A 26,923-nucleotide genomic window follows, 5' to 3' on the forward strand; every position below is an offset into this window, starting at 1 on the left:
CGTTCGCGGCGGACCCGGATCGCGTGCCGCGTGCGAGGGAGGACGGCGCCGCGCTGGCGGAGGCGGTCGCGATGCGGCCGCGGGACTGGGGCGCGGGCTTCGAGGCCCAGCCGCTCGCCCGTAGTGCCGAGGGAACCATCGCCCTGCTCGACGACCAGTGCCGGTGGCAGCGCCGGGCACTCCCCGACGACGTACTCGCCTCCCTGTCGCTGTACAGCCAACTGCCTGGCACCGGGAAGCGCGGCACGGTCAAGGTGACCGCGACGGTGACGGTGCACACGGCGGTGCTCGACGCCGACGACCATGTGTCCGCGACCTTGGAGGAGGCGTTGCGCTGCCCCGAGCAGCAGGTCCGCGCCGACGAGCGGATCGCCCAGCTGATGTCCGTGGGCACCCCGCGCGGTACACGCGGCAACAACTACGCCGACGACTCGGTCCTGGAGACGGGCGTCTATCTCACCGGCACCGGCAAGGCGGACTACCGCTGGATGGTCCTCCGGCTCGGCACGGTCACCATGACGGTGTCGATCAAGGGCGCCGAGGGCTACACCGTCGACGAACTGGAGCAGTTCATGACGCGGGGGACCACCACCATGCTCGACCGGGTGGAACACGAGCTGGGCGGAGGCGAGGGCTGATGGAGCGGCTGCGTTCGTCCGACCCGGCGCGGATCGCCGACCACCGGTTGCTCGGCCGGCTCGGCGCCGGCGGTATGGGCGTGGTGTACCTCGCCCGTACCTCGGCCGGTTCGCTGGTCGCACTGAAGGTGCTGGCCGCGGAGTACGCCGAGGACACGGGTTTCCGGGAGCGGTTCCGGCGCGAGGTGGAGGTGGCCCGGCGGGTCCGCAGTCCCTGGGCGGTGCCGCTGATCGACGCCGACGCGGACGCGGAGGCGCCGTGGCTGGCGACGGCGTACGTGCCCGGTCCCTCCCTGGCCGAGGCCGTGGCCGCCCACGGGCCGCTGGGCGAGCACGGGCTGCGGGTCCTCGGGGGCAGGCTGGCGGCGGCACTGGGCGAGGTCCACCGGGCGGGGCTGGTTCACCGGGACCTCAAACCCGGGAACGTCCTGCTGGCGGCGGACGGGCCCCGGCTCATCGACTTCGGCATCGCCAGGGCGCCCGAGGACAGCGGACTCACCGCGACGGGGCTCGTCGTCGGGACGCCCGGCTACCTCTCCCCGGAGCAGGCCGAAGGGCGTGGCGGCCGGACCATCGACGCGCCCAGCGATGTGTTCTCCCTCGGCTGCGTCCTGGCGTTCGCGGCGACGGGCCGGCCGCCGTTCGGTACGGGGGCGCTCGACGCCCTCCTCTACCGGGCCGTGCACGACCCGGCCGACCTCGACGGCGTACCGGCACCGCTCGCCGAACTGCTGGCGCGCTGCCTGGAGAAGGACCCGGCCGACCGCCCCGAGGTGGCGGAGCTGATACGCGAGCTGCTGCCCGCCGAAGCGGAGCGGGACACGGCCCACGACGAGGCCTCGATCCCGCCCTCGGACGCTCCCGTCGACAGTCCCGGCGGCGCCTTCGAGTCCTGGCTGCCCGACGAGGTGGTCCGGCTGATCGCCCGGCGCTCGACCGAGGCGCTCGCGCTGCCGGACATCGACCGCACCGAGATATCCGCCGCCGCCCCGGAGACGGGGGACACCGCCTCGGGCACCGCACCGGACTCCGGCTCCGACTCCGACTCCGACTCCGACTCCGACTCCGACGACACCGTGCCCGTGGCGGCCACCGGTACCCGCGACACCCCCGCGAGGCGCCGCGTCCTCCTCGCCGGCGCCGGTGTGCTGCTCGCCGCAGGGGGCGGCGCGACCTGGTGGGCCACGGGCCGGGGTGATGGCGGTTCGGGAAACGAGAAACCGTCCGCGTCCGCCTCCTCACGACGGCGCGCCCACATCGTCGCGCTGCACGGCGACCTCAGCGGCGACCAGCGGGACACCGGCAGGGCCCAGGAGAACGGAGTGCGGCTGGCCGTCGCGGAGTTCAACGCCCGCCGCGACGCGCCGTTCCAGGTGGAGGTGCGGGCCGAGGACGACGCCGGCGACCCCGCCGAGTCCGCCCGGGTGGCGAAGCGGCTCGCCGACGACCCCGCCGTACTCGCCGTCGTCGGCCCGACCACGGACGCGACCGCCCAGTCCGCGCTTGCCGCCTACGACGCCGCCCTGCTGCCCGTGCTCGCCGTGTCCCCCGGCGCCATCGGCCTGTCCGTGCATGGCTTCCGTTCGTTCCTGCACGCGCGCCTGCCCGACTCCCTGTTGTCGTTCTACATGGACGCCTACCTCCGGAGCACCCGACCGCGCAGGGTCGGGGTGGTCGTCGACCGGGCGTCCGACAGCTACGGCTGGGAGGTCAGCGCCAATCTCAGCAAGCAACTGGGGACGGCCGGGCAGCCGTACGTCCCCCGCGTGGTCAGCGCCATGCGGAACGGTTTCGGGGACACCGTGGACGACCTGCTGGCCGCCGGCATCGACTCGTTCGCCTTCGCCGGACTGTCCGACCGGGCCGCGTCGTTCGCCCGGACCCTGCGCGAGCGCGGTTTCACCGGTGCCCGCGCCGCCGGACCCGCCCTGCTCGACCCCCGCTTCCTCACAGCGGCGAAGGAGGCCGCCGACGGGTGGACGATCGTCGCACCGGTCGTCGACCCGGCGGACGTCCCCGAGGCGAAGGCGTTCGTGGCCGCCTACCGCGAGCGGTGGAAGAAGGCGCCGCCCCGGTACGCGGCGGAGGCCTACGACGTGACGTCGATGGTGCTCACGTCCCTCGCGGACCTCCCGTCCAGGAGTCGTACCCGGGAGGAGCTGCTCGCCGCGCTGCGGGCCGCCAAGTACCAGGGCGTCACCCGGACCTACGCGTTCCAGAAGGTCGGTCTGCCGGTCATCGACGGCACCGGCGGCTACCTCTGGCGCGTCGAGAACGGAGCGTTCGTGTACGGCGGTCCGGCGCCGCTGGTCGCCTGATGGAGCCGCTGCGCACCGCCGATCCGTCGCGGCTGGGCGACTACCGCCTGCTGCGGCGGCTCGGCGCGGGCGGCATGGGCGTCGTCTTCCTGGCCCGCGCGCCCGGCGGGGCGTTCGCCGCGGTCAAGGTCGTCCGGGCCTCCCACGCCGACGACGCGGGGTTCCGGGCACGGTTCCGCCGGGAGATCGAGGTGGCCCGGCAGGTGGACAGCCCCTGGGTGGTCCACCTGCTGGACGCGGACGCCGACGCGGAGGATCCATGGCTGGCGACCCCGTTCGTACCGGGGCCCTCGCTCTCGGAGGCGCTGGAGGAACACGGGGCGTGGTCCCCCGCGTCCGTGTGCGTGCTGGGGTTGCGGCTCGCCGAGGCGCTCGACGCGGTCCACCGCGCGGGCCTGGTGCACCGCGACGTCAAACCGGGCAACGTGCTGCTGGCCCCGGACGGTCCGCGCCTGATCGACTTCGGTATCGCGCGCACGCCGGAGGGTACGGCGCTCACGTCCACCGGCGTCATCGTGGGCTCGCCCGGCTTCCTCTCGCCCGAACAGGCGCGGGCGCGCGGCGCCGGGATCGGCCCGCCCAGCGATGTCTTCTCACTGGGCTGTGTCCTGGCCTTCGCCGCGACCGGCGTACGGCCGTTCGGCACCGGCGCGGCCGCCGGAGTGCTGCTGCGCACGGTCTACGACGAGCCGGAGCTGCCCGGGATCCCGGAGGCGCTGGGGCCGGTCGTACGGGCGTGTCTGGACAAGGATCCGGCACGCCGGCCGACCGCCGTCGAGGTCGGTACGGCGCTGGAGGCGGCGGTGCCCCCAGCCGTGAGGGAGCGGTGGTTGCCGGAGCCGGTGACCCGGCTGATCGCACAGCGCTCGGCGGCGGTGCTCGCGATGGGGGCGATCGAGCCGACCCGGGTGACCACACCGGCATCGACGGCTTCGGCAGCGGCTTCGGCAGCGGTGCCGTCGGCGGCGGACCCGGGTGTGGTGACGGTGACGTCGCTCAAGGACGCGGCAGCAGCGGCCCCGTCTCAGGAGCGGGCGCGCGCCCGGGCCACGGGTCGACGCCGTTTCCTGGCGCTCGGCTCCACGGGGGCGGCCGGACTGCTGGCGGTCGGCGGCGGCGCGTGGTGGTGGCGTGACCAGGGCGAACGGAAGCCCGCTGCGGGAGGCTCGCCCTCGTCCGGCCCGCGCGCCGACCTCGTCGTGGCCTTCCAGGGCGACCTCTCCGGCGCGACCGGCGAGATCGGGCGGGCCCAGCTCGACGGCGCCCGGCTGGCCGTCGCGCACGTGAACGCCGACGACGACCGTCCGCTGCGGCTGACGCTGCGCGCGTACGACGACGGGGGCGAGCCCGAACGGACCCTGGACCGGGCGAAGCGGCTGGGGAAGGACGACAAGGTCCTCGCGGTGCTGGGCCCGACCACGAACGCCTGTTTCCTCGCCGCCGAAGCCACATACACGAAGGCCGTACTGCCCGTCGTCTCGGTGTCGGTGGGCGTGTCGTCCCAGGTCAGGAACGCCGGTGCGTCGACGTTTCGTTCGCACGCTCAGCTCTCGCCGGAGGAGGAGTTGCTCGCCGCCCCGTGCAACGCCTATCTCAGGGGCGGAACCGACGCACGCAAGGTGTTCCTGGTCGAGGACCGGGCCGAGGGCGACTTCGCCTGGGTGCTCTGCAACTACATCCAGCGGGCGCTCGGCCGCGACGGCAGGGACACGAGCCTCACGAGTGTCCCTACCGGGACGTTCGACCACACCGCGCTCGCCGCGCGGGTGGTCGCGTCCGGGTCGGACGCGGTCGTGTTCAGCGGAGGACAGGAACGAGCGGGCGCCTTCGCGGCGGCGCTGCGCGAGGCGGGGTTCTCGGGAGCCCGGATCGCCACCCAACGGGCGTTCGGTCCACGGTTCTTGGAGCGCGCGGGCCGGGCGGCCGACGGCTGGGTCCTCGCCACCACCTTCATCGATCCGACGGCGACCCCGGCGGCCCGCTCGTTCACCGAGAAGTACGAGGCACGGTACGGGGAGCGGCCCGGCCGGTACGCGGCGGAGGCGTACGACGCGGTGCTGTTCCTGGCCGAGGCCTGCGCCGACGGGAAGGCGGCCCTGCGGGAGCGCGGCGCGATCGTACGCCGTATGCGGGAGGTCTCGTACACCGGCATCAGTCGGACCGTCGCGTACACCCCGGACAACGGGTACAACCACGACGCGATGTTCCTGTACCGCGTAGCCGAAGGGGAGTTCGACTTCCTGGGGCAGTACCAGCGGGCGAAGGTATGACGGCGGCGGTCGGACCGGAGCCGGGAGCGAGAGTGGTCATCGGGCCCGGTCCCGAGGGGCTATCGTGCCTTCATGTCGCAGGACCTGATTCGTATCGTCTCCCGAGACTCACCCATGGCTCTGGCGCAGGTGGGGCGCGTACGCGCCGAACTCGCCGTGCTCCACCCGGCACTGCGCACCGAGGTGGTCCCCGTGAAGACGACCGGGGACAAGTGGATGGGCGATCTCTCCAAGGTCGAGGGCAAGGGGGCCTTCACCAAGGAGGTCGACGCCGCGCTCGTCGCGGGCGAGGCCGATCTCGCCGTGCACTGTGTGAAGGACATCCCCGCCGACCGGCCCCTCCCGGCAGGCACGATGTTCGCGGCGTTCCTGAAGCGGGACGACATCCGGGACGCACTCGTGGACCCCGCCGGGCGCACCCTGGACGAACTGCCCGCCGGAACCCGTATCGGCACCTCCTCCGTGCGGCGCACCGCGCAACTCGCCGCCTCCCACCCGCACTTGGACTGCGTCCCGTTCCGCGGCAACGCCAACCGCCGGCTGGAGAAGCTGGCCGCGGGCGAGGCGGACGCGCTGCTGCTGGCGGTCTCCGGGCTGGAGCGGATCGGCCGTGCCGACGTGATCAGCGACATCCTGTCGGTCGACACCATGATGCCGCCCATCGGCGCGGGCGTATTGGCGCTCCAGTGCCGGGAGGACGACACCGACACCATCGACACGGTCAGTGGGCTCGGCGATCCGGACACCCATCGCGAGACCCTCGCCGAGCGTATGTTCCTGCATGTGCTGCAGGGCCACTGCAACAGCCCCATCGCCGGCTTCGCCCGCACGGACCGCAGCGGCGAACTCTCCCTGCGGGCCTCCGTGTTCACCCCCGACGGCAAGACGGTCCTCAACGCCCACGAATGGGCGGGCCGCCTGGACCCCGCGACCCTGGGCACCTCCGTCGCGGTGGCCCTCCTCCGGCAGGGCGCCCGCGACCTCATCGACGGCATCCCGCACTGATCCGCGCCGGCTCCTCTCCGGCGTCCGGCCCGGCCGCTCAGCCGAGTCTGCGGGCCAGTACCTGGCCCGGCCAGGTGCCGGAGAGGAAGGGCGTGGTCCGGGTGAAGCCGTTGCGTTCGTAGAACGCGACGAGACGACCGCCCTCGCCCGCCCAGCAGTCGACGCGGAGGAGGTCCACGCCCGCGCGGCGGGTTTCGTCGACGGCGTGGGAGAGCAGGGCCGCGCCGATGCCGCGACCGGCGTGCCGGCGGTCGGTGACGAGGAGGCGGACGTAGCGCTCGGGTTCGTCGGCCGGCGGGATCGGCATCTGCGGGCTGGGGCCGGAGTCCAGGACCAGTGCTCCGACGGGTGTGCCGTCCCACTCCGCGATGTACGGGGTGTTCTCGGTCGTGTAGCGGTCGATCCTCGACGGTCCCTCGGGGCGCGCCGAGTACGGGATCGTGCCCCACTGTTCGGTGTTGCCGCGCGCGTTCATCCAGGCCACGGCCGAGTCGAGCATACGGAGGATGGCCGGTGCGTCGGCCGGGCCACCGGGCCTGATCCGGAGGGCCTCGGGGGTGTGGGGGGCTTGGGCGGTGTGGGGGGTGTGGGTCACGTCGGCAGCCTAGGTGTTGTCGTGTTCGGTGCGGCCGGGGGCGAGGCCCAGTTCGCGGTCGCCCAGCGGGGCGAAGAAGCGGTTCACGTCGGCGTCGGTGACGTCGGCGAGCGTGGCCGGGGTCCAGCGGGGGCGGCGGTCCTTGTCGACGACCTGGGCCCGGATGCCCTCGACGAGGTCGGCGGTGGCCAGGGCGGCGCAGGAGACGCGGTACTCCTGGTCCAGCGTCTGTTCCAGGGAGCCGAGGCCGCGGGCCCGCCGCACGGCGGTGAGGGTGACCTTGACGGCGGTGGGGGACTTGGCCAGCAGGGTCTCGGCGGTCTCCTTCGCCGCCGGGTCGCCGTGGGCGAGCAGGCGTCGGACGATCTCCTCGGCCGTGTCGGCGGCGAAGCAGGTGTCGATCCATTCCCCTCGCTGCGCCAACTCGCCGGGCGGTGCCTGCCGTACGTTCCGTGCGACGGCGTCCTGGGCGGGCAGTTCGGCGAGGTCGTCGAGGAGCGCGCCGAGCGACCCGGACGGCACGTAGTGATCCGCGAGTCCGCACAGCAGGGCGTCGCCGGCGCCGATCTCCGCGCCGGTGAGGGCGAGGAGGGTGCCGAGTTCACCCGGCGCGAGGGCCAGCAGACGGGTGCCGCCGACGTCCGGGACGAAGCCGATGCCGGTCTCGGGCATGGCGATCCGCGACCGTTCGGTGACGATCCGGACGCTGCCGTGCGCAGAGATCCCGACGCCGCCGCCCATCACGATGCCGTCCATGACGGCGACGTAGGGCTTGGGGTAGTGGGAGATACGGGCGTTGAGGTGGTACTCGTCGCGCCAGAACGCGGCCGAGGCGGTGCCGTCACCGTCGCGGGCGTCGTCGTGGACGACCCGGATGTCGCCGCCCGCGCACAGTCCGCGCTCCCCCGCGCCGGTGACGACGACGGTCTCCACGGCCGGGTCGTGTTCCCAGGCGGTGAGTGCCTCGTCGATGCGCCGCACCATGGTGTGGTCGAGGGCGTTGAGCGCCCTCGGCCGGTTGAGGACGATGTGACCGGCCCGACCGGTGGTGTGCAGGAGGACGGGCTCTTCGCCGCCGCTCACCTGTCGGCCTCCCTACGACGTCGGGTCATGTTCGCGTGGACGCGCATGTTCTGGTGGTTCCTTCCGACTCCGGACCGGCGACCGCCCGCCATGAGACGGGCCCCGCTCCTAGCCGGAGCCAGGCGGGCGCGGGCGCCGGCAACGCCCTGAGCTTGCCGGCACCCCGGGCCCGTCGAGCCTACCCGCACGTCCTCGCCACCCGACAGCGAGATCCATGGCCGCCGACCGCCGACGGACAACCGCCGTCGAAGGCGCCGACGAAGGCGGTGCCGTTCACCCCGCGGGCTTCCGCCAGATCCTGATCTCGGTCGCCGGAAGGCGCTCCGCGAAACCGCCGTCGGGGGCCGTCGCCGCGAGCAGCGTGCGCAGCTCCCGCTCGAACCGCGGCAGTTCGTCGCCGAAGAGGTGGGGCGCGGAATCGGACCGGGAGAACACCCACGCCACGATGTCGTCCGAGGTGCGGGTGACGACCTCCCCGGCCGGCACCACCAGTCGCTCGGGACCGGCGAACCCGGCGCGCTCGATGATCGCCGCCTCTCCCCCCGGCGTGCCGTCGACCAGTACGCCCTGCCCCGCGCGGCGCACCGGCCCCAGATATCGGCGTACCAGGTCCCGGATCGGACCGTACGGCGGGCCGGGCGACGGCGCCGGCTCGGGAAGCGGCTCCTTCAGGTCGCTCACGTGGACGAACGCGCCCCCCGGCTCCAGCATCCGCAGCACGGTGGCGGCGACCCGGTCCCGGTCCGTCCAGTGGAAGGACTGGGCGAACACCACGGCCCGGAAGGACCCGAGGCCCGCCGGCAGGTCCTCGGCGCGGGCGGCCACCCAGCGCGCGTTGGTCACCCCCAGGCGTCCGGCCCGGCGTTCGGCCTCGGCCAGCATGTCCTCGTCCGGGTCGACGCCGACGGCCTCCGCGACGTACCGCGCCATCGGCAGCACCACGATCCCGGGTCCGCAGCCGACGTCCAGGAGCCGGCCGCGGCCGTCCAGTCCGAGTGCCCCGGCGAGGGCTTCGGCGAATCCGGTGGCGTACGGGAGCCGGCCCCGCTCGTAGTACGCCGCGCTTCCCCGGAAGAGCGTGGGGTCCCACTGCCATTCGTCCGGCACACCGCCTCCCCTGTCTCTCCGCTCACCGCTCCTCGTGACGGAGCGGGCCGCTCCGTCGGTCCCCTCGAACTCCTCGACGGACTCCCCTGATTGGTGTCAGGCGCCGAAGCCGAGCAGGGCGACCTCCAGCGGGAGTGCGGGGCGTTCGGGGAGGGCGGGGGGATTCTCTCCGCGGCCGGTGTGGGTGGGCGGGACGGGGCGCAGTGCCTTGATCCCGTCGGCGGCCCATCCCGCGTCCGTCGGAGGCAGCGACAGGGTCATGCGCCGGCCGTCGGCCAGCGTGGTCTCGATCGTGCCCGGGTCGTTCGTCGTCATGGCAACCCACCTCCGTCGCGCACCGGATGCGTCACTTGATGGACGCGCGACCCCGGCCCGGAAGTTCCGGAAAAGGTGAACTGGCGTACGGAAATGGGGTGTCGGGACGTAGGTTGTGTCCGGAACTCCTCGCTTCGGCTGAAAGACGGACGGTAGACATGACCGACCACGCGACCACGCCCGGCCCGGCTGCGCATCAGAAGATCGACACCTCGGTGCCGCACTCGGCCCGTATCTGGAACTACTGGCTGGGCGGGAAGGACAACTACCCCGTCGACGAGCAGGCCGGTGACGCCTACACCGCCGTGTTCCCGGGCATCGTGACCATCGCCCGCAGCAGCCGCGCGTTCCTGCGTCGCAACATCACCCACCTGGTCGCCGAGGCGGGCATACGGCAGTTCCTGGACGTCGGTACGGGTCTGCCGACCGCCGAGAACACCCACGAGGTGGCCCAGCGGATCGCCCCCGAGTCCCGGATCGTCTACGTCGACAACGACCCCCTGGTCCTGGCCCACGCCCGCGCCCTGCTCTACTCCACCCCGGAGGGGGCGACCGCCTACGTGGACGCCGACGTGCTCGACCCCGACCGCATCCTCGCGGCGGCCGCCGACACCCTGGACCTCAGCCGGCCCACCGCGCTGATCCTCAGCAACATCCTGGGCCACGTCGCCGACCACGACCAGGCGCGTTCCATCGTGGACCGTCTGATGGGGGCGCTGCCGACCGGTAGTTACCTCTCCATCAACGACGGTTCGCGGGGCATCGACCCGGTCTTCGAGCAGGCCCAGGACGGCTACAACGAGAGCGGCGCCGTGCCGTACAACCTGCGCACCGTCGACGAGATCACGTCCTTCTTCGACGGCCTGGAACTCCTCGACCCCGGCGTGGTCTCGGTCCCCCTCTGGCGGCCGGACGCCACCGACCCCGCCCCGGAGGTCATCGCCGAACACGGGGGCCTCGCCCGCAAGCCGTGAGGGGCCGCTGAAAAACCTGTGGTGCCGGTCGGGCGTCTCCGGCAGGCTGCGCGGCGATGAGCGACGACGCCGCGAGCGGCCAGGTGTACGCCCCTCCGGGGACGTTGGAGGGGCTGCTGCAACGCGGGCGCGGGCTGGGCGCGTTGCGGGCGCTCGACGCACCGGAGGCGGCCGCCGCGGCGGTCGTCGAGGTCCTGCGGCGGGACTGGCGGTGGGACACCATGGTCGACGACCGCGCCCTCTATCTGGCGCGCCTCGTACGGGAATCGGGGCTCGCCCTGGACCCCGTGTTCGCCCTCCTAGCGGGCGACGAGGACGACTGCGAGCGCGCCACCAGGATCCTGGAACTCCTCGCGCTCTCGGGCTCGGCCGAGGCGCGCGAGGCGTTGCGGGCGTACGTCCGTGAGGGCGAGCACTGGACCGATGTGCTGGAGTCTGTGGCGGACGCGTGGCCGGTCGAGTGGTGGGACGACCTGGCCGGCGTCGCCCGGGACCGACTCGGCGGGGAGCAACCGCGGTTGTGGCGCTCCGAGCCCTGGGCGCGCTGGCGCGCGGGGGCCGAAACACATCCCCCCGTCCGCCCGCGACGTCCGCACCCGGTCGACGTGGGTCCGAGCGGTACCCGGCTGCTGGAGGTCCTCGCCGACGGCGGATCGGCCCGTCACACCCGGATCCAGGCCCTGCGCTCCCTGGCCGGGCGTCCGCCGGAGCCGGGGCTCCTCCCGCTGGTGCCGGGCCTTGCGGAGGCGAACGGCGAACTGCCCCTGCCGGGGCTCGGGTCCGCTGTCCTGCGACTCGGCCCGCTCGCGGTCCCCGAGGCACGGGCCTGGGCGGCGGACGGGCGGCCGTGGTTGTCGTGGATCGGCGTCCAGGTACTGGCGGAGCACGGCGCGCTCCGGGACCTGCCGGTACTCCTCGCGGAACTCGTGGCGCACGAAGCGGCACGCCAGTGGTGCGGTCCCGCCGTCCCGGCCGCCGGGATCGCCCGTTTCGGCGCGGCGGGAGCCGAGGCGGCGCCGGTGCTGCGCCGCCTGTGGCTGCGCACCCCGCACTCCTATGAACGGCCCGCCCTGCTCAAGGCGTTGGCGGCCGTCGCGCCGGCCGGACTCGACTTCGTGTACACCGAGTCGCTGTGGGACTGCGAATCCGGCGCCCGTCTGCTGGGGATCGCCCACGCGCCCGATCTGCCGCACGTCGACAAGCGGCTGGCGGAGTTGCGGGACGATCCCATGGAGGGGACCGAGGTGCGGGCCGCTGCCGGGAAGCGCCTGGTCACCGGCGTTCGGTGATCGCTCGGTTTCCGCCAAACACTTGTTGTGCTCCTGACACAGGAGCTCCACATCTGTCACTCTGTGCACACTCCGTCTCACGACGGCGCACGCGCACCCGCATCGCAGCACTCCCTGCACGACCCGGTGCCTCGACCCGTGCACCGGGGCCTTCGTACGGCCGCTCGTCCGACCGGCCGCAGCAAAGGAGTTCGCGTGAGATCCACCCCCCACAGACGCACCACGGCCACGGCCGCCCTCGTCGTCGCGGCGGCGGTACTCGCCGTCGCCGTCCCGGGCGCCCCCGCGATCGCACGTGGCGACGGCGGCGAAGGCACCGCCCGTCCCACGGCGGCCAAGGCGGACCGCGGGGCGCTGCCCGCACAGCTCACCCCGGCGCAGCGGGCGACGCTCGTCCGGCAGGCCGAGAAGGCCACGGACACGACCGCGGACCGCCTGGACCTCGGCGGCCAGGAGGAGTTGCGGGTCCGCGACGTCGTCAAGGACGCCGACGGCACCACGCACACCCGCTACGAGCGCACCTACGCCGGTCTGCCCGTGCTGGGCGGAGACCTGGTCGTGCACGCTGCCAGGTCCGGCGCGGTCGAGAGCGTCACCCGGGCCTACAAGCCCGAGTTGAAGGTGTCGGACCTCAGCGCCGAGGTCAGCAGGGCCACCGCCGAGAAGCAGGCGCTCAAGGCGGCGAAGGAGGAGGGGTCCACCAAGACCGCTCCGGACAGCAGCCGCAAGGTCGTCTGGGCCGCGAAGGGCACGCCGACCCTCGCCTACGAGACCGTCGTCAGTGGCTTCCAGCACGACGACACGCCCAGTGAGCTGCACGTCATCACCGACGCGCAGACCGGGAAGAAGCTGTACGAGTACGAGGCCGTGCACACCGGCACGGGCAACACCCGCTACAGCGGCACGGTCACCCTCGGCACCAGCCAGTCGGGCTCGTCGTACACGCTGACCGACGCGGACCGGGGCAACCACCGCACGTACAACCTGAACCGGGGCTCCTCCGGCACCGGCACCCTGTTCAGCGGCGCCGACGACGTCTGGGGCGACGGGACTACCGCCAACCTGGAGACCGCGGGCGCCGACGCCCACTACGGCGCGGCGCTGACCTGGGACTACTACAAGAACGTGCACGGCCGGAACGGGCTGCGCAACGACGGGGTCGCGCCGTACAGCCGGGTGCACTACGGCAACAACTACGTCAACGCGTTCTGGCAGGACTCCTGCTTCTGCATGACGTACGGCGACGGGTCGGGCAACGCCAACCCGCTCACCTCGATCGACGTGGCCGCGCACGAGATGACGCACGGTCTGACCTCGGTCACCGCGGGCCTCAACTACAGCGGCGAGTCGGGCGGGTTGAACGAGGCGACCTCCGACATCTTCGCCGCCGCCGTGGAGTTCGCCGCAGGCAACACCAACGACGTCGGTGACTACCTCGTCGGCGAGAAGATCGACATCAACGGCGACGGTACGCCGCTGCGTTACATGGACAAGCCCAGCAAGGACGGCTCCTCGCGCGACTACTGGTCCTCCACGCTCGGCAACGTCGACGTCCACTACTCCTCGGGCCCGGCCAACCACTGGTACTACCTGGCCTCCGAGGGCAGCGGCGCCAAGGTCGTCAACGGCGTCTCCTACGACTCGCCGACCTTCGACGGGCTTCCGGTGACCCCGATAGGCCGGGACGCCGCCGAGAAGATCTGGTTCCGGGCGCTGACCACGTACATGACGTCCACGACCAACTACGCGGGCGCCCGTACCGCCACGCTCCAGGCCGCCGCCGACCTGTACGGGCTCGGCTCGGTGACCTACAACAACACCGCCAACGCCTGGGCCGCGATCAACGTCGGTTCGCGGATCCTCGACGGCGTGACGGTCGTCCCGCCGGCCGCCCAGTACTCCCTGGTCGGCCAGTCGGTCACGCTGGACGTCCAGGCGTCGTCCACCAACGCCGGCGCCCTGTCGTACGCGGCCACCGGACTGCCGGACGGGCTGTCGATCGACGCCGCCACGGGCCGGATCTCCGGGACCCCGACCACGGCCGGCAACTCGACGGTGACGGTCACCGTGACGGACGCGGCCGACGAGACCGGCACGGCGAGCTTCGCCTGGCGCGTGGACGAGGAGGGGAACCAGTCGGTGTTCGAGAACACCGCCGACTACCAGATCCCCGACAACTCCACCGTGGAGTCGCCGATCAACGTCAACCGGGCCGGGGCGGCACCCAGCACGCTCAGCGTGGACGTCAACATCGTCCACACCTGGCGCGGTGACCTGGTCGTCGACCTCGTGGCCCCGGACGGCACCGCGTACCGGCTGAAGAACTCCTCGTCGGCCGACTCTGCGGACGACGTGGTCGCGACGTACACGGTGGACGCCTCCTCGGAGACCGCCGCCGGCACCTGGAAGCTGCGGGTGCAGGACGTGGCCAGCCTCGACACCGGCTACATCAACAGCTGGAAGCTGACGTTCTGACGCGTCGTCACATTCCGTGTGACTGAGTCAGTCAGCTGCCGAGCGGTCGGTCCCGCCCCGTCGGGACCGACCGCTTCGCCGTGGTCCCCTCCGCGTCGATGTGCGGCATGATCCGGTCCAGCCAGTGCGGGGTCCACCAGGCGTGGCGGCCCAGCAGGGTCATCACCGCGGGCACCATGAGCAGGCGGACGACCGTGGCGTCGATGAGGACGCTGACGGCGAGCCCCAGCCCCAGCATCTTGACCACGATGTTGTCGCTGACGATGAACGCGGCGAAGACACTGACCATGATCAGGGCCGCGCAGGTGATGACCCGGGCCGTGATCTCCAGGGCGTGGGCCACGGAGGCACGGGCGTCGCCGGTGCGCGTCCAGGCCTCGTGGACGCGGGAGAGCAGGAAGATCTCGTAGTCCATGCTGAGTCCGAAGATGATGGCGAACATCATCATCGGGACATAGCTCTCAATGGGCACCTTGCCGTTGACGCCGAGGGCGGGCCCGCCCCAGCCCCACTGGAAGACGGCGACGACGACGCCGTACGAGGCCGCGATGGACAGCACGTTGAGCACCGCCGCCTTCACCGCGACCAGGAGGCCGCGGAAGACGGCGAGGATGATCAGGAAGGCGAGGCCGACGACCACGGCGATGATGAGGGGCAGCCGGCTCGCCACGATGTCCCGGAAGTCGACCTGGGAGGCCGTCGTCCCGGTGACATAGCCCTTCGCCTTGGTGCCGGAGACCGAGGCGGGGAGGGTGTCGTCGACGAGGCGGTTCGTCAGGTCGGTGGTGTCGGCGTTCTGCGGGGACTCCTCGGAGTAGACCGTGCCGACAAGGACGTCCCCGTCCTGGGTGGGGGTCAGCGGGGTCACCGCGTACGCTCCGTCGACCGCGTCGAGGTTCTTCTGCGCGGTGCTCTGCAGACTCTGCCGGTCCGACGACGGGACCGAGCTCTGGTCGATGACGACGGTGAGCGGACCGTTGGAGCCCGGGCCGAAGGCGTCGGTCATCAGGTCGTAGGCACGGCGGTCGGTGAACGAGGTGGGGTCGGCACCGTCGCCGATATGGCCGAGCTGCATGGAGAAGGTGGGGATCGCGAGGATCGCCACGGCCAGGACACCGGCCGACAGGAACCGCCACGGATGGTGCTCGACACGCTGGGCGTAGCGGTGCCAGGTGCCGGTGATCTCCTCTCCGGTGTCGGCGCCGGTCTCGGCGACGGGCCGCCGGACGTGGTAGCGGTCGATGCGTCTGCCGATGAGACCGAGCAGGGCCGGGACCAGCGTGAGCGCGCCGATGATCGCGGAGACGACGGTGACGGCGGCGGCGAGTCCGAGTTTGCCGATGAAGCTCACCCCGGACGCGTACAGCCCGGCGAGGGCGACGATCACCGTGCAGCCGGAGACGAGGACGGCGTGGCCGCTGGTCGAGGCGGCGCGGCCGGCCGCCCGTACCGGGTCGTCACCGTCCATGAGGTTCTGCCGGTGACGGGTGATCAGGAACAGCGCGTAGTCGATGCCGACACCGATCCCGATCATCGTCGCCAGGGTCGGCGAGACGGTCGCGAACGTGAACGCGGCGGCCAGGAGACCGAGACAGGCGAGGCCGCCGATGACGCTCAGCAATGCGCTCACCAGGGGCAGTCCGGCGGCGATGACACTGCCGAAGCCGATCAGCAGGACGACGATCGCGACCGCGAAGCCGATCAGCTCGCTCACCCGGTCGTCGGCGGCCGGACGGGCCAGCTCGCCGAGCGGTCCGCCGTACTCGACCTCGGCGCCCGCCGACCGCAGCGGCTGGACCGAGTCGTCCACGCCGTCGAGATAGCCGTCGCCGAGGGTGGAGGGCTGCACGTCGAAGCGGATCGTGATGTACGCCGTCTTCTGGTCGGAGGACAGAGGACCGACGTTCGGCTGCTGCGACTGGCCCGACGACTGCGACGACTGGCCGGAGGACGCGTCCAGCGGGTTCTGGACGGACAGCACGTGCGGCAGTTTCTGCAGGTCGTCGACCGTCTCGGACATCTGGGAGCCGAGCGAGGTCAGTGCCTTGTCCTCGTCGTGCAGGACGATCTGGCTGCCGTAGCCGCCGGCGGCCGGATCGTGCTCCTTCAGCACGTCCAGGCCTTTCTGGGACTGCACGCCCGGCAGGGAGAAGTTGTCCGAGTAGTCGCCGCCGTAGGACCGGTTCAGCACCTGCACCGCCGCGAGAGCGACCAGCCAGGCGACGATGACGATCACGAAGTGCCGGGCGCACCACTCGCCGAGCCGCCGCAGCACGCCCCCGGCAGCCTCGGCCTCGCTCTTCCCAGCGGTACGACCTGAGCGCATCGTCTCTCCCACGGAAGCGATCTCCGGCCCTCATTACACGACGCCGCCAGGGACCCGGCACGTCAGGAGGGAGCCGGTCCCCCGGTTGGCGGGCCCGGCTTGACGGGCGGACGATGAGGGGGGTGGGACGGAACGGAAGGAGCCGTCATGCTGGAGATCAAGTCGGTCGAGAAGCCGGACGAGCGGCGCGACTTCCCCCGGGGTCACCTGGAGGCCGTGCACCTCACCGGGCTCGACTTCGCCGTGGCCACCTTCGAGCCGGGCTGGCGCTGGTCGGAGTCCGTCGCCCCCATCGCGGGCACGGAGAGCTGCCAGGTCCACCACAACGGCTATGTCGTCCAGGGACGCATGCACATCCGTATGGACGACGGCGGTGAGGGCGAGGTCGGACCGGGCGACACCTTCGTGTGTCCGCCGGGGCACGACGCCTGGGTCGTCGGCGACGAGCAGTGCCTGCTGTACGACTTCGCCGGCCAGATGGCCCAGGACTACGCGAAGGCGAAGGGCGACTGAGCCGATCGGGGTGCGCGAGGGAGCGGAGGCGGTGGCGCGACACGCCCCGCCTCCGTCCGCGTCAGATGCCGTCGGACTCCCGCAGGTTGTCCAACGTCGCGTTCGTGTCGTTCTTGAGCCAGTCCACGACCTCGTCGACGTCCGGCATGCTCACGTTGTCGTAGCTGGAGCCGTAGGCGCTCCACCGCATCTCGTACGTCATCCAGCCGTCGCGCACCGCGAGGGTGGCCGACCGGCTGCCGCTGGTGTCGTCGCCCGAGGTGGTGTCCTCGGTGATGAGGTACGCCTCGTCACCGAAGCCGTCGACCTTCTCGACCTCGTAGTCGTCGTAGCGCTGGTCGTACTCGGACCACAGCGCGGTGAACTCGGGGCCCGGGTCGGTCTTCTTGTGCAGGTCCATCTGCACCGAGAAGTACGCGTCGGAGATGGTGGAGGACGAGGACTCCTTGAGGGAGATGCTGCAGTAGCTCTGGTCGATGGCCGCGTGCTTCAGGGAGTTGTTGACCGGGGCGTCGTCCTCCTCCGGGTACTCGTTCTTGAAGGACGAGTAGTCCACCGACGGGCAGATGTCCGACTTGGCCCGGTAGCCGCGCAGGTCCGCCTCGGTGTCGCCCTTGCCGAGCAGGAAGACCCCGCCGGCCCAGACGGCCGAGGCCACCGCCGCGCCGACCAGCGCCCACAGCACAGCACGGCCCCCGGCACCCGTGGCGGGCGGCGCCCCGAGGGGCGGATAGCCGCCCGGCGGGTAACCACCCGGCGGGTAGCCCCCCGGCGGCTGACCGTACGGGTTGGCCTGGGCGGTCGCGGCGGCGACCGGAGGGCCGTAGCCGACCGGGGGCTGGGGATGCGGCGCCGGGGACTGCGGGTTCGGGTAGGGGTAGGCGCTCGGGACGGCCGCCTGCGTAGGAGCCTGGGCCTGCGCCGGAGCCGGGGTCTGGGCCGGGGTCGGGGTCGGCTGGGCGGGTATCTCGGCCTGGGTGGGTGTCTGCGGCGGGGCCTGCCCGGGCGGGGGCACCGGCGGGAACGCGGACGGCTGGTCCTGGGGCTGTGGCTGTGGCGGCGCACCCTCGGGGCGTTCGGTCATCGGGATCTCCTCGGTCGTGGCGGACGGGGTGCGGCGGCGGAGCCGGATCGCCCCACGGGGCCGCGGGGCGGGGCGGAGGGATGTCGTGGTCGAACGCGTGGAGGAGGGATACCCACGGCCGGATCCCTTCCATGCGGCCGCACCGAACCCGGGCGCACCGGAAGATCCAAGGCTCGCAGAACCCCTCCCGCCCGGTCGTCCGTAGAACTACGCACCTTGGTTACGGAACCTGGCGCGGGGGCCGGGGCGGGCAGCGGTACGGTGGCCGTCCTGGGGCGGACGTCCGTGCCCGGTGCTTTCATGGGAGGCATGACCAGCAGAAGTGTCGTCGTCGAGCGTCGGGTGGCCGCTTCCCAGGGCCGGGTGTGGGAGGCCCTGACGGACCTCGGCGGGATGGATCGGATGCTGAGCGGTGTCACGAGGGTCGAGGTCCTCACGGACGGGGGCTTCGGGGTGGGCACCCGGTGGCGGGAGACCCGTCGTATGTTCGGCAAGGACGCCACCGAGGAGATGTGGGTGACCGTCAGCGAGCCGCCCGAGCGCTATGTGGTGGAGGCCGAGTCGCACGGCTCCCGCTATGTCTCGGAGTGGGTGCTGCGGGCCGACGGACCGGAGTCGACGACGGTCCTGATGACGTTCTCCGCCCGGCCGACCGGCTCCGTCGCGGGTCTGCTCGCGAGGGTCATGGGCCCCATCGGCGCCCGCGCCGTACGCAGGGCCATCGCGAAGGACCTGGACGACGTCGCCGGGTGGGTGGAGGGCCGCAGGGGCTGAGCCGCCGCGGCCCTCCGGTCACCGTGCCCGGGTGCGCGTCAGGAGTTCAGGCCGTAGCCCGAGGTCACGTAGGCGCACTCTGTGTAGATGTAGCCGGACTCCAGCTTGGCGGTGTCGGAGGCGGCGCTGGAGGCGTTGTCGCCCTTCGGCTTGTGCAGGAAGTACGTGGTGCCGACCGGCAGGCTGATCGTGCGCTGCGGGTACTTGTCGTTGCCGCTGCACGGCTTGAAGCTGGAGACCAGGGTGCTGCTCCAGTCGTAGCTGGTGCAGGTGGAGCAGCCCTTCAGGGTGAAGGTGCCGGTCACCGGGCCGGTGTACATGACCTGGATCTCGTCGGGGCTGTCGTTCTTGACCGTGACGGAGATGCTGCCGCCGGTCCGGGTGGTGGGCAGCTTCTTGCCCGCCTCCGGGACCTCCTGCGCGATCTCGGCGGCGATCGCTATCTTCTTGGCGCGCGGCGCGTTCTTGTGGTTCTTGTTGGCGTCGACGAAGTCGTTCATCGACGTCACCGCCTGGGCGAACTCGCCGTCGTTGTACTGGTCGACACCGCAGGTGTAGACACCCGCGGAGGCGGCGTTCTCGGCCTTCCCGGAGGCGGCGGTGAGGGCGTCGGCGACTCCGGCCTTCTCCCCCGGCAGCGCCTTGACCTGGGAGCCGAGCGTCTCCAGCTGATCCACGGCGGTGCACGGGTCGTCCCCGCCGACGGCCTTGACCGCCTTGTCGACGGCCGCCTCGACGTCGGGTCCGACCTTCGCCGCCTGCTCGGAGTCGGGGAACGTGGTGAGGAGGTCGCTGAACTGGTCCTGCCAGCCCTCGGTGTTGCCCGCCAGGCTTTCCGACGCGCACTCGTACAGCGAGGTGGCGAGACGGTCGTCGGGCCAGGCCGCCAGCGAGCCCAGGTCCTGCTTGTCCACGGTCTTCGGGACCGTCCGCAGGTATTCGAGGGGGGCGACGGCGTCGCAGTACCGCTGCTCCTCGTAGGGCGCGCCGACCGTCGTGTAGAAGGTCTTCAGCCGGTCCGGGACCTTTTCGGCGGCCCGGGAGTCCGCGTGGTCGGTGCTGAGGTCGTCGTAGGCGGCCAGAGCCCTGCGGTACTCGGACTGGGTCGTCGAGAAGGACTCGCCGGAGGCCTTGTCCACGAGTTCGTCGGCCTTCGCCAGCCGGTCCAGGAGCATCTCCTCGACGGCTTCCTTCCGCGCGGTCTCGTACAGCAGACCGCTCGCGACCGGTACGCCGAGGAGGAGGACGCCGAGCACGATGGCCAGCGGGGACTTCGCGGGCCACACCAGGCGGTTGCGCAGGCCCAGGAAGGCGCCGTGGGCGGCCGCGAGGAGGAGGAAGAGGCCGTAGACGGTGAGGGTGGCGCCCGAGACGCCGTCAGGGTCGGCCGGCAGGACCGAGAAGAGCAGCAGGCCGGTGGCGGCCCAGCACAGCAGCGTCAGGAACGGGCGGCGCATCAGGGCGTAGCCGAGCCCCAGTCCGCTGAGGTTCAGCACGCCCACCCCGACGGCCCGCCAGCCGTCCGCGGGGCCGGGGGGCGGTGCCGACGGCATCGGCGGCACGACGTAGCTGTGACTCCACCCGTCCTGGTCTCTTACACCGTACTGATCCCCGGACATCTCGGATCCCCCCGTCAACTCCACCCGCATGCTTACGAATTGTCAGTGTACGGCCGAAACTCGATGCCGCGACAGGTGATTCTCGGGCGCAGGCAGAGATCGATTTCACTTCGTGACCACCGCCCGAGAGCTGGCGCGAAACCATCGGTCGCACCGTCGGTCGGTGCGTGGAAACTACCGGCCCCACACCTGGTTGACGCACCGGGGTCACCTTCCGGTTCGCCCCGCGGGCGAGGTGTTCCCCGTCGCAGGGGCGGCATCGGGGGCGCGGCGGGCGGGGACGTCTGGGCGAGGACCACGGCGGCCGCCACGCCCGTCGTGAGGACGCCCGCCACCAGCAGGATCCCGTAGGGGGCGGTCGGGTCGTACGGGGCGCGGCCGGCGTAGGCGGTCGCGGTGACCGCCCAGAAGACGACGGCGTACCCGAGCGCCGCGACGGCCAGGACCCACCCGGCCCGACGGGGCGGCAGACGGCCCGCCTCGCACCAGATCGCGAGGACGGCGAGGAGTTGGATGCCGTGCAGTCCGGTGGCGTGGGCCAGTTTGGCGCTGCCCGCCGCGCCGAACAGGATGTCCCGCGGTACGCGTCCGGTGTCGTCGAAGGCGGCCTCCCCGATGGCGGCCATGTCGCCGCCGATGTACCCGGCGACCAGGACGGCCGCCAGCCCGACGAGGGCGGCGACACGGGACGCCGCAAGGACAAGTCCTGAGCAGATATTCGGTTGCTCGCCTGTGAGGGTGGTGGATGCAATGTCCGGCATGGTGACTGAGGTCCGTCCGCCGCGGCGAGATGAAATGGCTGCGTACTACCGAGCATTGCCGTTCGCGAACGGGTTACCGAGCTGGGAGCCTGCGGACGCCGCGTGGCATGGTGGCCCCGAGCCGTGGCCTCCACAGCGCACGCCTGCGAGCGCGGAGCAGCTCGAGAATTTGGCGGCAGTCGACTTCAAGGACGAGTCCTTCCACCCGATCGCGACGTTCGTCGACGGTAGGTGTGTCGGCGCGTCGGCGACCATCTCCTTCGAGGTGACGGTACCCGGCGGGGGCACGGGGAGGATGGCCGGCGTCACTGCTACCGGGGTGATCGCGACACATCGCCGGCGCGGTTACCTGCGGCAGATGATGCAGGCCATGTTCGAGGCGGCCCTGGAGCGAGGCGAGCCGTTGGCGATGCTCAGCGCGAGCGAGGGCAGCATCTATGGACGGTTCGGGTTCTCGCCCGCGACCTACCGCACTCGGTGGGAGCTGGCCCGTCACGAAGCGGCCCTCCTTCCGGCGGAGCGGGATCCCGGGTCGCTGGAGCTGGTCGACGCCGCGCAGGCGAAGAAGGCCTGGCCTCGGGTGCATGCGGACGTACGTGCACACCGCGTCGGGGAGCTCAGCCCTCTCCCCGGGCGCTGGGAGGGGCTGTCCGACGAAGCTGACGGCACAAACGGACCGCTGCGCTTCCTCGCCCACCGCGACCAGCACGGCGATGTGGATGGCATGGCCAACTTCCGACTGCCGTGGTCTGCGACCGCGGACCGTGCGGGAACGCTCGTGGTGGAAGCGCTGGAGGCGACGAACCCTGTGGCCTACCGCGCGTTGTGGGGACTGCTGATCGACTTCGACCTCACCAAGACCGTCGTGGCGCCCGGTCGTCCGCGCGACGAACCCCTGCGGTGGATGCTCACCAACCCGCGGGCGATGCGCGTCACTCGTCAGACGGACAACCTCTGGGCGCGCCTTCTCGACGTCCCCCGAGCCCTGACGCAACGCTCGTACCTCACGCCCGGCGAGCTGAGGTTCACCATTGACGACGACCAGATGTGCCGCGCGAACAACAGGACATGGCATCTGAGAGCAGACGGCCCCGTGGTGGCGTGTGTTCCGACCGACGAGACGGCGGACCTGACGATCAGGCTCGCAGCGCTCAGCTCGCTCTACTTCGGTGGCATGTCGGCGCACCACCTGGCGTCTGCGGGCCACATCACTCCGCACACCGACGGCGCGATCGGACAGCTTGCCCGAATGTTCTGGACCGACCCCGAACCGCACAACTCGTTCGGCTTCTGACAACGCGGTGCGTGACAGCGGGTGAGACCGTCGGCCTCAAAGAGGCGCGGCGCCGTCTCGCGCAGGAAGCAGCCGAACGCGAGGCTCAGCGGCCGGTGCGCGCCGACTGCGGACAGAAGTTCACCGATGACCGGTGGGAGGCCAGCATTGCGGTCGACTGGGGCCGTGGGGACAGTCACCCGCACCTGTGCGACGACTGCAAGGTGAGGGCGCTCGAGGCGGAGCGGCAGGCGGAACAGGCCGAACGCGACCGGCAGGAGCAGGAGCGCCAGGAGGAGGAGGCGGCGGCGCAGGCCTCGAAGGCCGGCGGCTGGCTCGGACGCTGGCGCAGCTGACCCGGGCCAGACCTCCCGGCAGCGCGAGGGCTTTCCCAAGCACCCCTTGGAAAGCCTCGTTGGCGGTGGCGGCTGCGACGCTGAACGATATGGACAGCGACGATGAGCAGCTGCTGCGCGGCCGGATCTACGGCTCCGACCACGACCACCCTGGGCCCGAAGCCGGGACGCAGCTACGCCGAACTGGTCGGCGGCCCGCTGGACGGCCTGCTGCTCTTCTCTGAACTACCCAGTTGAGGCAGTACGTTGGTCCGATGACCGATGCTGTGCCGCCCGGCGGCGCTGTCCTTGATGCGGACGAACTGGATGCTCGGTGGGCGAATGCCTGGCGGCCAGAACAGGTTGCGGAGCGGTTGGCTGGTGTCAGTGCGCCCTGGTGCGTCGTGGCAGGGTGGGCGCTGGATCTGTTCCGCGGAGGCCAGTCGCGGCCCCACGGTGATCTGGAGATCGCGGTGCCCGCGGCGGGGTTCACGGAGGTTCGGGACCGCTTCCCCCAGTACGTGTTTGACGCGGTGGGCTCGGGACGGGTCTGGGCGAGGGCAGGAGCTGAGGTGCTCGCGGCCACGCACCAGACCTGGCTGCGGGATCCGGTGAGCGGTCAGTTCCTGTTCGATGTCTTCCGTGAGCCGCATGAGGGTGGGACGTGGATCTGTCGGCGGGACGCGAGCCTGCGGCGGCCGTACGACGCGATTATCGAGCGGACTGCAGACGGCATCCCGTATCTGGTGCCGGAGCTGGTGCTGTTGTTCAAAGCGAAGGCGTCACGACCCAAGGACCATGCGGACTTCGACGGGGTCCTGCCGTTGTTGAGCCGGGCGCGGCGCGATGTTCTCAGCGGGTGGCTAACGCGCGTACATCCTGGACATCCATGGCTGGCGAAACTGGCGAGGCAGTGAAGCAGGCTCTGCCTGTGGAACGCCACCGACGAGTTGTGTGCACTGAGTGCTGGGCGGTGGCGGTCGTCATGATTCCCTTCGGGGCTCACCGATCCGTGTGATGTCGTCCTTACGAGCCGGGCCGGGGAATTTCACGTCGCTTGTGCGAGCGACGATCTGCTCGAACGTGGGGATCCCCATGAAGACAGAAGACCCCCTGCGTTGCTCTCTCACGTCAAGCTGGGTGATCTTCTCCTCAGCAGCAGCCAGGCTGGTGGAGAGGCCTTCGACTTCGCCGAGCCAGCCTTCGCGTTGGGCTTCGGCGATCCGGTCGGCGAGGTTGTCGCGGATCTGGATTGGCGGGCGGCGAGCTGGAAGGCATGCGCGTCCAGCTGATCGCCGACGCGGCCGCCGCCCTGCTGGTACTGCTCGCCGCGGCCGCTCTGTCGGTCTTCAAGCCGCGCGGCGTGACCCGCTACGGGCGCCGCCGCCAGCGCGAGCAGAACCTCCTGCCGCACTGAACCTCTCTCCCGGGCCGGTCGGTCGCTGGACGTCGCCAGATGAACCGCTGCAGCGCAAAGGCGCCCGGGTGCACCCTCAGAAGGTGCACCTGGGCGCGCGCCTGCGTGTGAGAGGTCAGTGGTAGGCGTGGACGACGGCGTGGCCCTTGCCGCGGCCGATCATCCACTTGTTGACCGGGGTCGTGATCACGAAGGCGACGGCGAAGCCGCCGAGCAGCGCGGTCCAGAACAGGGCGTCGGACAGGTGGGCGTCCATCGCTCCGCTGAGGGCGATGACGCCGTTGTCGACGAGCTCCATGATCGCGATGGAGACGGTGTCCGCCGCCAGGGCCACCTTGACGGCGCTCTTGAAGTCCAGGCCCGCCTTGCGGAGGGCGAACAGGGTGAAGGAGTAGCCGAAGACGAACGCCAGGGTGATCGCCAGGACCATGGTGGGCACGTTGCCCCACAGCAGGGCCGTGCCGATGACCATGCCGACGATCTCGCCGATCGCGCATCCGGTCAGGCAGTGCAGCGTCGCCTTCGCCGCCGTTCCCCAGGACGCGCCGCCATGCCCACCGTGCGCCTGGTGTGCGGCGTGGCCGTGAGCGGTGCTGGTGTGGTGTGCGGTGTGGTCCATAACCGTCATCCCCATTCCCGTCCAGTGTGGCCTGCCCCCTTGTCCCACCTCCTCAACGATATACCCCTAGGGGGTATTCCCGTGAAGTGGTGGGACGTGACGAGCAGTGGGGGTGTGCGGGCCCGCGCCGGCGCCCGACACCCCCACTGCCGGAGTGGGTCAGCTCTTGCCGAGGAGGTCGTTCATCTGGGTGATCTCAGCGGTCTGCGAGGTGATGATGGCGTCGGCCATCTTCTTGGCGTCGGGGAAGGCGCCGTCGGTCTTCTCGGTCTTGGCCATCGCCACCGCGCCTTCGTGATGCTTGATCATCATCTCCATGAAGGCGGTGTCGAACGCCTTGCCGGACGACTTCTCCAGCTGGTCCATCTCCTCGGCCGTCATCATCCCGCCCGTGCCGTGAGCGGAGTGGTCCATGGCGCCCTCGGCGGGCACTTCCTCGCCCCACGAGGTCAGCCACCCGGACAGGGTTTTGATCTCCGGGTCCTGGGCCTGCTTGATCTGCTCGGCGAGCTTCTTCACCTCGGCCGACCCGGCGCGGGACGTGGCGAGATCGGCCATCTCCACTGCCTGGCGGTGGTGGGGGATCATCCCCTGGGCGAAGGCGGTGTCGGCGGCGTTGTGCCGGCCCTGCGAGGCGGAGGCCGAAGCGGATGCCGAGGTCGCGGTGTGGCCGTTGTGCCCGGCCGCGCTGTCGCCGCTGCCGCCGCATGCGGCCAGGAGGAGAGCGGCCGTGCCGACGGCGGCCACGGCGGTGCCGCGGCGGATCAGGGAACTCTTGCGGATCATGGTGGTGCAACTCCTTGACGCGCGCCCGTCTCAGGCGCGCGGGATTCAGGGGATGAGAGCAGGGCGAAAACACGGCGCCCACCCCGGACGGGGCGTACGGGGGCGCCGCGCAGGCCGCTCTAGATCCGCAGGAGTTGCAGTTCGGACAGGTCAGGTGGCGCCCGGCTCTGCACGGCCGATGTCGGCGCGTCGACCGGAACACCGGCAGCGGCCGGGGCGTCGGGCAGGGCGGCGGCCAGCGCGGGCGGCGCGTATGCGGAGCCGATACCGGCCGCCGCGCACGTACCGTCGGCGTGTGCGAGGTGCCCGGAGCCGCCGTCGGTGTGCGAGCATGCCGCGCGGGCCTGCTCCGTGGCAGGAGCATGGGCCATAGCCATGGCGTGCTCGGGTGCCGGCGCTCCGCCGGGAGCCAGTGCGTGCATGCCCAGGAGCCCGGCCAGCACCGTGAGCACCAGCAGCGCGAACAGCGGCCCGGCGGGGCGGCGGCTCGGTCGGCTGCTGGTCATGCCCGCCATCGTACGGATACACATGCAACAGCGTGACGTTGACGGGACACTCGAGCGCCTGGCTGCTGGCGGGCACGGACTCATCGCGTGAGGCATCCCGTGCTTTGAGCAGGCCCACTTGCCCGTTCTGCCCTGCCTCGGCCGCCTGCGGCCCCTTTCGTGGCGAGGCTCTTCATCGTGGGCTGTCGGTGTTACGCCCCGCCGCCGGCCTCGGGTACCGGTGCGCCCGGGGGCGTGAAGGCGGCGAGCACCGTGGCGGCGATGTGGCCGGCGGCATGCTCGGGGGTGAGACGGCCGGCGCGGATTTCCTCTGCCGCGCTGTGCATGACCGTGTGCAGGACATTGACCATCCATGCGATCGACAGGTCCGTACGGAAGGCTCCTTCGGCGCGGCCGCGGGCGACCAGCGTCTCGACCCGGGCGGCGGGCCCGGCGTGCAGCTCGCGGATGCGTCCTGCGGAAAGTTCGCGTTGCGCGGCGGCGAGCAGGGCGCGTGCCTGATCCACCAGGTGCCAGCCGGCCTCGATGTACCGGGTTAGGGCGAGCAGCGGGTCACCGGTCAGGTCGACCGCGTCCAGTACTTCGTTGCCCCGGTCGATGGCGCGGCTCATCGCGGCGTCGACGACCTCTGCCCGGGAGTTGAAGTGCGCATACAGCGTCACCCGGCCCACGCCCGCGGCCCGGGCGATCTCGCTCAGGCTCGCTTCCGGGTTGCGTCCGAGGCATTCGGCCGCTGCCCGCACGATCGCGTCGATGCTGCGCAGCGCGTCAGCGCGCTTGGCCGCCGTGGAGTTCTTGCTGCCCATGAGCCCACAGTACCCCAGCAAGTCGTACAACCCTG

General features: G+C 71.6%; 26 protein-coding genes. 14 read left to right on the top strand and 12 right to left on the bottom strand.

Annotation, left to right across the window (positions count from 1 at the left end):
* The first annotated feature begins 23 nt into the window (after positions 1-23).
* From PUR53_RS12300 to hemC, 4 genes are all read left to right on the top strand, one after another.
* Positions 24-638 carry a hypothetical protein gene (locus PUR53_RS12300; RefSeq protein ID WP_329908329.1) on the top strand — a complete coding sequence of 205 codons (615 nt, stop codon included), beginning with the start codon at positions 24-26 and terminating at the stop codon, positions 636-638.
* Positions 638-2,956 (top strand): bifunctional serine/threonine-protein kinase/ABC transporter substrate-binding protein, encoded by a 2,319-nt coding sequence (locus PUR53_RS12305; RefSeq protein ID WP_329908330.1) that lies wholly within the window; start codon positions 638-640, stop codon positions 2,954-2,956. The genes PUR53_RS12300 and PUR53_RS12305 overlap by 1 nt, the downstream gene beginning before the upstream one ends.
* Entirely contained in the window at positions 2,956-5,226 is a 2,271-nt protein-coding gene (locus PUR53_RS12310; protein ID WP_329908331.1) for a bifunctional serine/threonine-protein kinase/ABC transporter substrate-binding protein, read from the top strand. Before PUR53_RS12305 ends, PUR53_RS12310 begins: the two co-directional genes overlap by 1 nt.
* 72 nt (positions 5,227-5,298) lie before the next feature.
* Positions 5,299-6,231 carry a hydroxymethylbilane synthase gene (gene hemC / locus PUR53_RS12315; protein ID WP_329894782.1) on the top strand — a complete coding sequence of 311 codons (933 nt, stop codon included), beginning with the start codon at positions 5,299-5,301 and terminating at the stop codon, positions 6,229-6,231.
* Between the two features lie 37 nt (positions 6,232-6,268).
* Here the strand turns inward: hemC and PUR53_RS12320 are convergent, their stop codons facing one another.
* The 4 genes from PUR53_RS12320 to PUR53_RS12335 all read right to left on the bottom strand — a co-directional run bounded on the left by PUR53_RS12320 (position 6,269) and on the right by PUR53_RS12335 (position 9,331).
* The gene (locus PUR53_RS12320; RefSeq protein WP_329894810.1) at positions 6,269-6,730 is read right to left on the bottom strand and encodes a GNAT family N-acetyltransferase; all 462 of its coding nucleotides are present in this window, start codon (positions 6,728-6,730) and stop codon (positions 6,269-6,271) included.
* Positions 6,731-6,835: 105 nt separating this feature from the next.
* Complete coding sequence (locus PUR53_RS12325) at positions 6,836-7,909, bottom strand: enoyl-CoA hydratase/isomerase family protein (protein WP_329894783.1); 1,074 nt, start codon at positions 7,907-7,909, stop codon at positions 6,836-6,838.
* Positions 7,910-8,182: 273 nt separating this feature from the next.
* On the bottom strand, positions 8,183-9,016 hold the full coding sequence (locus PUR53_RS12330) for a class I SAM-dependent methyltransferase (protein ID WP_329894784.1): 834 nt from the start codon (positions 9,014-9,016) through the stop codon (positions 8,183-8,185).
* 96 nt (positions 9,017-9,112) lie between these two features.
* Positions 9,113-9,331: a hypothetical protein gene (locus PUR53_RS12335; protein ID WP_239759495.1), complete on the bottom strand. Its 219-nt coding sequence runs from the start codon at positions 9,329-9,331 to the stop codon at positions 9,113-9,115.
* A 158-nt stretch (positions 9,332-9,489) separates the two neighbouring features.
* On the opposite strand from PUR53_RS12335, the gene PUR53_RS12340 reads away from it, so the two are divergent.
* The 3 genes from PUR53_RS12340 to PUR53_RS12350 all read left to right on the top strand — a co-directional run bounded on the left by PUR53_RS12340 (position 9,490) and on the right by PUR53_RS12350 (position 14,069).
* Positions 9,490-10,305 carry an SAM-dependent methyltransferase gene (locus PUR53_RS12340; protein ID WP_329894785.1) on the top strand — a complete coding sequence of 272 codons (816 nt, stop codon included), beginning with the start codon at positions 9,490-9,492 and terminating at the stop codon, positions 10,303-10,305.
* A 56-nt stretch (positions 10,306-10,361) separates the two neighbouring features.
* A complete protein-coding gene (locus tag PUR53_RS12345; protein ID WP_329908332.1) occupies positions 10,362-11,594 on the top strand; it encodes a hypothetical protein in 1,233 nt (410 codons plus the stop codon).
* Positions 11,595-11,789: 195 nt separating this feature from the next.
* Positions 11,790-14,069 (top strand): M4 family metallopeptidase, encoded by a 2,280-nt coding sequence (locus PUR53_RS12350; RefSeq protein WP_329908333.1) that lies wholly within the window; start codon positions 11,790-11,792, stop codon positions 14,067-14,069.
* A gap of 31 nt (positions 14,070-14,100) precedes the next feature.
* Here PUR53_RS12350 and PUR53_RS12355 read toward each other — a convergent pair whose 3' ends face one another.
* Positions 14,101-16,395, bottom strand: coding sequence for an MMPL family transporter (locus PUR53_RS12355; protein WP_329894788.1), 2,295 nt, complete (start codon positions 16,393-16,395; stop codon positions 14,101-14,103).
* A 147-nt stretch (positions 16,396-16,542) separates the two neighbouring features.
* On the opposite strand from PUR53_RS12355, the gene PUR53_RS12360 reads away from it, so the two are divergent.
* Positions 16,543-16,908: a cupin domain-containing protein gene (locus tag PUR53_RS12360; RefSeq protein ID WP_239759482.1), complete on the top strand. Its 366-nt coding sequence runs from the start codon at positions 16,543-16,545 to the stop codon at positions 16,906-16,908.
* A gap of 61 nt (positions 16,909-16,969) precedes the next feature.
* On the opposite strand, the gene PUR53_RS12365 is transcribed toward PUR53_RS12360, so the two are convergent.
* Positions 16,970-17,992 (bottom strand): hypothetical protein, encoded by a 1,023-nt coding sequence (locus PUR53_RS12365; protein WP_329908334.1) that lies wholly within the window; start codon positions 17,990-17,992, stop codon positions 16,970-16,972.
* Between the two features lie 309 nt (positions 17,993-18,301).
* Here PUR53_RS12365 and PUR53_RS12370 point away from each other — a divergent pair, with 309 nt between their 5' ends.
* Positions 18,302-18,766, top strand: a complete 465-nt coding sequence (locus tag PUR53_RS12370) for an SRPBCC family protein (protein ID WP_329894790.1) — start codon at positions 18,302-18,304, stop codon at positions 18,764-18,766.
* Positions 18,767-18,804: 38 nt separating this feature from the next.
* Here the strand turns inward: PUR53_RS12370 and PUR53_RS12375 are convergent, their stop codons facing one another.
* Positions 18,805-20,319 carry a hypothetical protein gene (locus PUR53_RS12375; protein WP_329908376.1) on the bottom strand — a complete coding sequence of 505 codons (1,515 nt, stop codon included), beginning with the start codon at positions 20,317-20,319 and terminating at the stop codon, positions 18,805-18,807.
* 98 nt (positions 20,320-20,417) lie between these two features.
* Positions 20,418-21,146: a hypothetical protein gene (locus PUR53_RS12380; RefSeq protein ID WP_329908335.1), complete on the bottom strand. Its 729-nt coding sequence runs from the start codon at positions 21,144-21,146 to the stop codon at positions 20,418-20,420.
* Between PUR53_RS12380 and PUR53_RS12385 the strand changes: the two genes are divergently transcribed.
* The 5 genes from PUR53_RS12385 (at position 21,145) to PUR53_RS12405 (ending at position 24,171) form a co-directional block, all read left to right on the top strand.
* The gene (locus tag PUR53_RS12385) at positions 21,145-22,440 is read left to right on the top strand and encodes a GNAT family N-acetyltransferase (RefSeq protein ID WP_329908336.1); all 1,296 of its coding nucleotides are present in this window, start codon (positions 21,145-21,147) and stop codon (positions 22,438-22,440) included. The two genes, PUR53_RS12380 and PUR53_RS12385, sit on opposite strands and share 2 nt — an antisense overlap.
* A gap of 11 nt (positions 22,441-22,451) precedes the next feature.
* Complete coding sequence (locus PUR53_RS12390) at positions 22,452-22,775, top strand: hypothetical protein (RefSeq protein ID WP_329894793.1); 324 nt, start codon at positions 22,452-22,454, stop codon at positions 22,773-22,775.
* A 102-nt stretch (positions 22,776-22,877) separates the two neighbouring features.
* On the top strand, positions 22,878-23,012 hold the full coding sequence (locus PUR53_RS12395; RefSeq protein ID WP_329894814.1) for a hypothetical protein: 135 nt from the start codon (positions 22,878-22,880) through the stop codon (positions 23,010-23,012).
* Between the two features lie 17 nt (positions 23,013-23,029).
* Entirely contained in the window at positions 23,030-23,671 is a 642-nt protein-coding gene (locus PUR53_RS12400; protein WP_329894794.1) for a nucleotidyltransferase domain-containing protein, read from the top strand.
* Positions 23,672-24,030: 359 nt separating this feature from the next.
* Positions 24,031-24,171 carry a hypothetical protein gene (locus PUR53_RS12405; protein ID WP_329894795.1) on the top strand — a complete coding sequence of 47 codons (141 nt, stop codon included), beginning with the start codon at positions 24,031-24,033 and terminating at the stop codon, positions 24,169-24,171.
* Positions 24,172-24,286: 115 nt separating this feature from the next.
* On the opposite strand, the gene PUR53_RS12410 is transcribed toward PUR53_RS12405, so the two are convergent.
* From PUR53_RS12410 to PUR53_RS12425, 4 genes are all read right to left on the bottom strand, one after another.
* Positions 24,287-24,799: a DUF4396 domain-containing protein gene (locus tag PUR53_RS12410; RefSeq protein ID WP_329894812.1), complete on the bottom strand. Its 513-nt coding sequence runs from the start codon at positions 24,797-24,799 to the stop codon at positions 24,287-24,289.
* 150 nt (positions 24,800-24,949) lie between these two features.
* Entirely contained in the window at positions 24,950-25,576 is a 627-nt protein-coding gene (locus PUR53_RS12415) for a DUF305 domain-containing protein (protein ID WP_329908337.1), read from the bottom strand.
* A 119-nt stretch (positions 25,577-25,695) separates the two neighbouring features.
* The gene (locus tag PUR53_RS12420; protein ID WP_329894797.1) at positions 25,696-26,082 is read right to left on the bottom strand and encodes a DUF6153 family protein; all 387 of its coding nucleotides are present in this window, start codon (positions 26,080-26,082) and stop codon (positions 25,696-25,698) included.
* A gap of 191 nt (positions 26,083-26,273) precedes the next feature.
* Positions 26,274-26,888, bottom strand: coding sequence for a TetR/AcrR family transcriptional regulator (locus PUR53_RS12425; protein WP_329908338.1), 615 nt, complete (start codon positions 26,886-26,888; stop codon positions 26,274-26,276).
* Positions 26,889-26,923 lie beyond the last annotated feature (35 nt).

The organism is Streptomyces sp. SP18BB07 (genome assembly GCF_036322545.1).
In the GTDB taxonomy this organism is placed as follows: Bacteria; Actinomycetota; Actinomycetes; order Streptomycetales; family Streptomycetaceae; genus Streptomyces; species Streptomyces deccanensis.

What these genes read in the sequence shown, in the direction of transcription:
- PUR53_RS12305 (WP_329908330.1), top strand. Translation starts at nt 638, where the DNA reads ATGGAGCGGCTGCGTTCGTCCGACCCGGCGCGGATCGCCGACCACCGG.
- PUR53_RS12310 (WP_329908331.1), top strand. Translation starts at nt 2,956, where the DNA reads ATGGAGCCGCTGCGCACCGCCGATCCGTCGCGGCTGGGCGACTACCGC.
- hemC (WP_329894782.1), top strand. Translation starts at nt 5,299, where the DNA reads ATGTCGCAGGACCTGATTCGTATCGTCTCCCGAGACTCACCCATGGCT.
- PUR53_RS12320 (WP_329894810.1), bottom strand. Translation starts at nt 6,730, where the DNA reads ATGCTCGACTCGGCCGTGGCCTGGATGAACGCGCGCGGCAACACCGAA.
- PUR53_RS12335 (WP_239759495.1), bottom strand. Translation starts at nt 9,331, where the DNA reads ATGACGACGAACGACCCGGGCACGATCGAGACCACGCTGGCCGACGGC.
- PUR53_RS12340 (WP_329894785.1), top strand. Translation starts at nt 9,490, where the DNA reads ATGACCGACCACGCGACCACGCCCGGCCCGGCTGCGCATCAGAAGATC.
- PUR53_RS12345 (WP_329908332.1), top strand. Translation starts at nt 10,362, where the DNA reads ATGAGCGACGACGCCGCGAGCGGCCAGGTGTACGCCCCTCCGGGGACG.
- PUR53_RS12355 (WP_329894788.1), bottom strand. Translation starts at nt 16,395, where the DNA reads ATGCGCTCAGGTCGTACCGCTGGGAAGAGCGAGGCCGAGGCTGCCGGG.
- PUR53_RS12360 (WP_239759482.1), top strand. Translation starts at nt 16,543, where the DNA reads ATGCTGGAGATCAAGTCGGTCGAGAAGCCGGACGAGCGGCGCGACTTC.
- PUR53_RS12365 (WP_329908334.1), bottom strand. Translation starts at nt 17,992, where the DNA reads ATGACCGAACGCCCCGAGGGTGCGCCGCCACAGCCACAGCCCCAGGAC.
- PUR53_RS12370 (WP_329894790.1), top strand. Translation starts at nt 18,302, where the DNA reads ATGACCAGCAGAAGTGTCGTCGTCGAGCGTCGGGTGGCCGCTTCCCAG.
- PUR53_RS12375 (WP_329908376.1), bottom strand. Translation starts at nt 20,319, where the DNA reads ATGCCGTCGGCACCGCCCCCCGGCCCCGCGGACGGCTGGCGGGCCGTC.
- PUR53_RS12385 (WP_329908336.1), top strand. Translation starts at nt 21,145, where the DNA reads ATGGTGACTGAGGTCCGTCCGCCGCGGCGAGATGAAATGGCTGCGTAC.
- PUR53_RS12380 (WP_329908335.1), bottom strand. Translation starts at nt 21,146, where the DNA reads ATGCCGGACATTGCATCCACCACCCTCACAGGCGAGCAACCGAATATC.
- PUR53_RS12395 (WP_329894814.1), top strand. Translation starts at nt 22,878, where the DNA reads ATGAGCAGCTGCTGCGCGGCCGGATCTACGGCTCCGACCACGACCACC.
- PUR53_RS12400 (WP_329894794.1), top strand. Translation starts at nt 23,030, where the DNA reads ATGACCGATGCTGTGCCGCCCGGCGGCGCTGTCCTTGATGCGGACGAA.
- PUR53_RS12405 (WP_329894795.1), top strand. Translation starts at nt 24,031, where the DNA reads ATGCGCGTCCAGCTGATCGCCGACGCGGCCGCCGCCCTGCTGGTACTG.
- PUR53_RS12410 (WP_329894812.1), bottom strand. Translation starts at nt 24,799, where the DNA reads ATGACGGTTATGGACCACACCGCACACCACACCAGCACCGCTCACGGC.
- PUR53_RS12415 (WP_329908337.1), bottom strand. Translation starts at nt 25,576, where the DNA reads ATGATCCGCAAGAGTTCCCTGATCCGCCGCGGCACCGCCGTGGCCGCC.
- PUR53_RS12420 (WP_329894797.1), bottom strand. Translation starts at nt 26,082, where the DNA reads ATGACCAGCAGCCGACCGAGCCGCCGCCCCGCCGGGCCGCTGTTCGCG.
- PUR53_RS12425 (WP_329908338.1), bottom strand. Translation starts at nt 26,888, where the DNA reads ATGGGCAGCAAGAACTCCACGGCGGCCAAGCGCGCTGACGCGCTGCGC.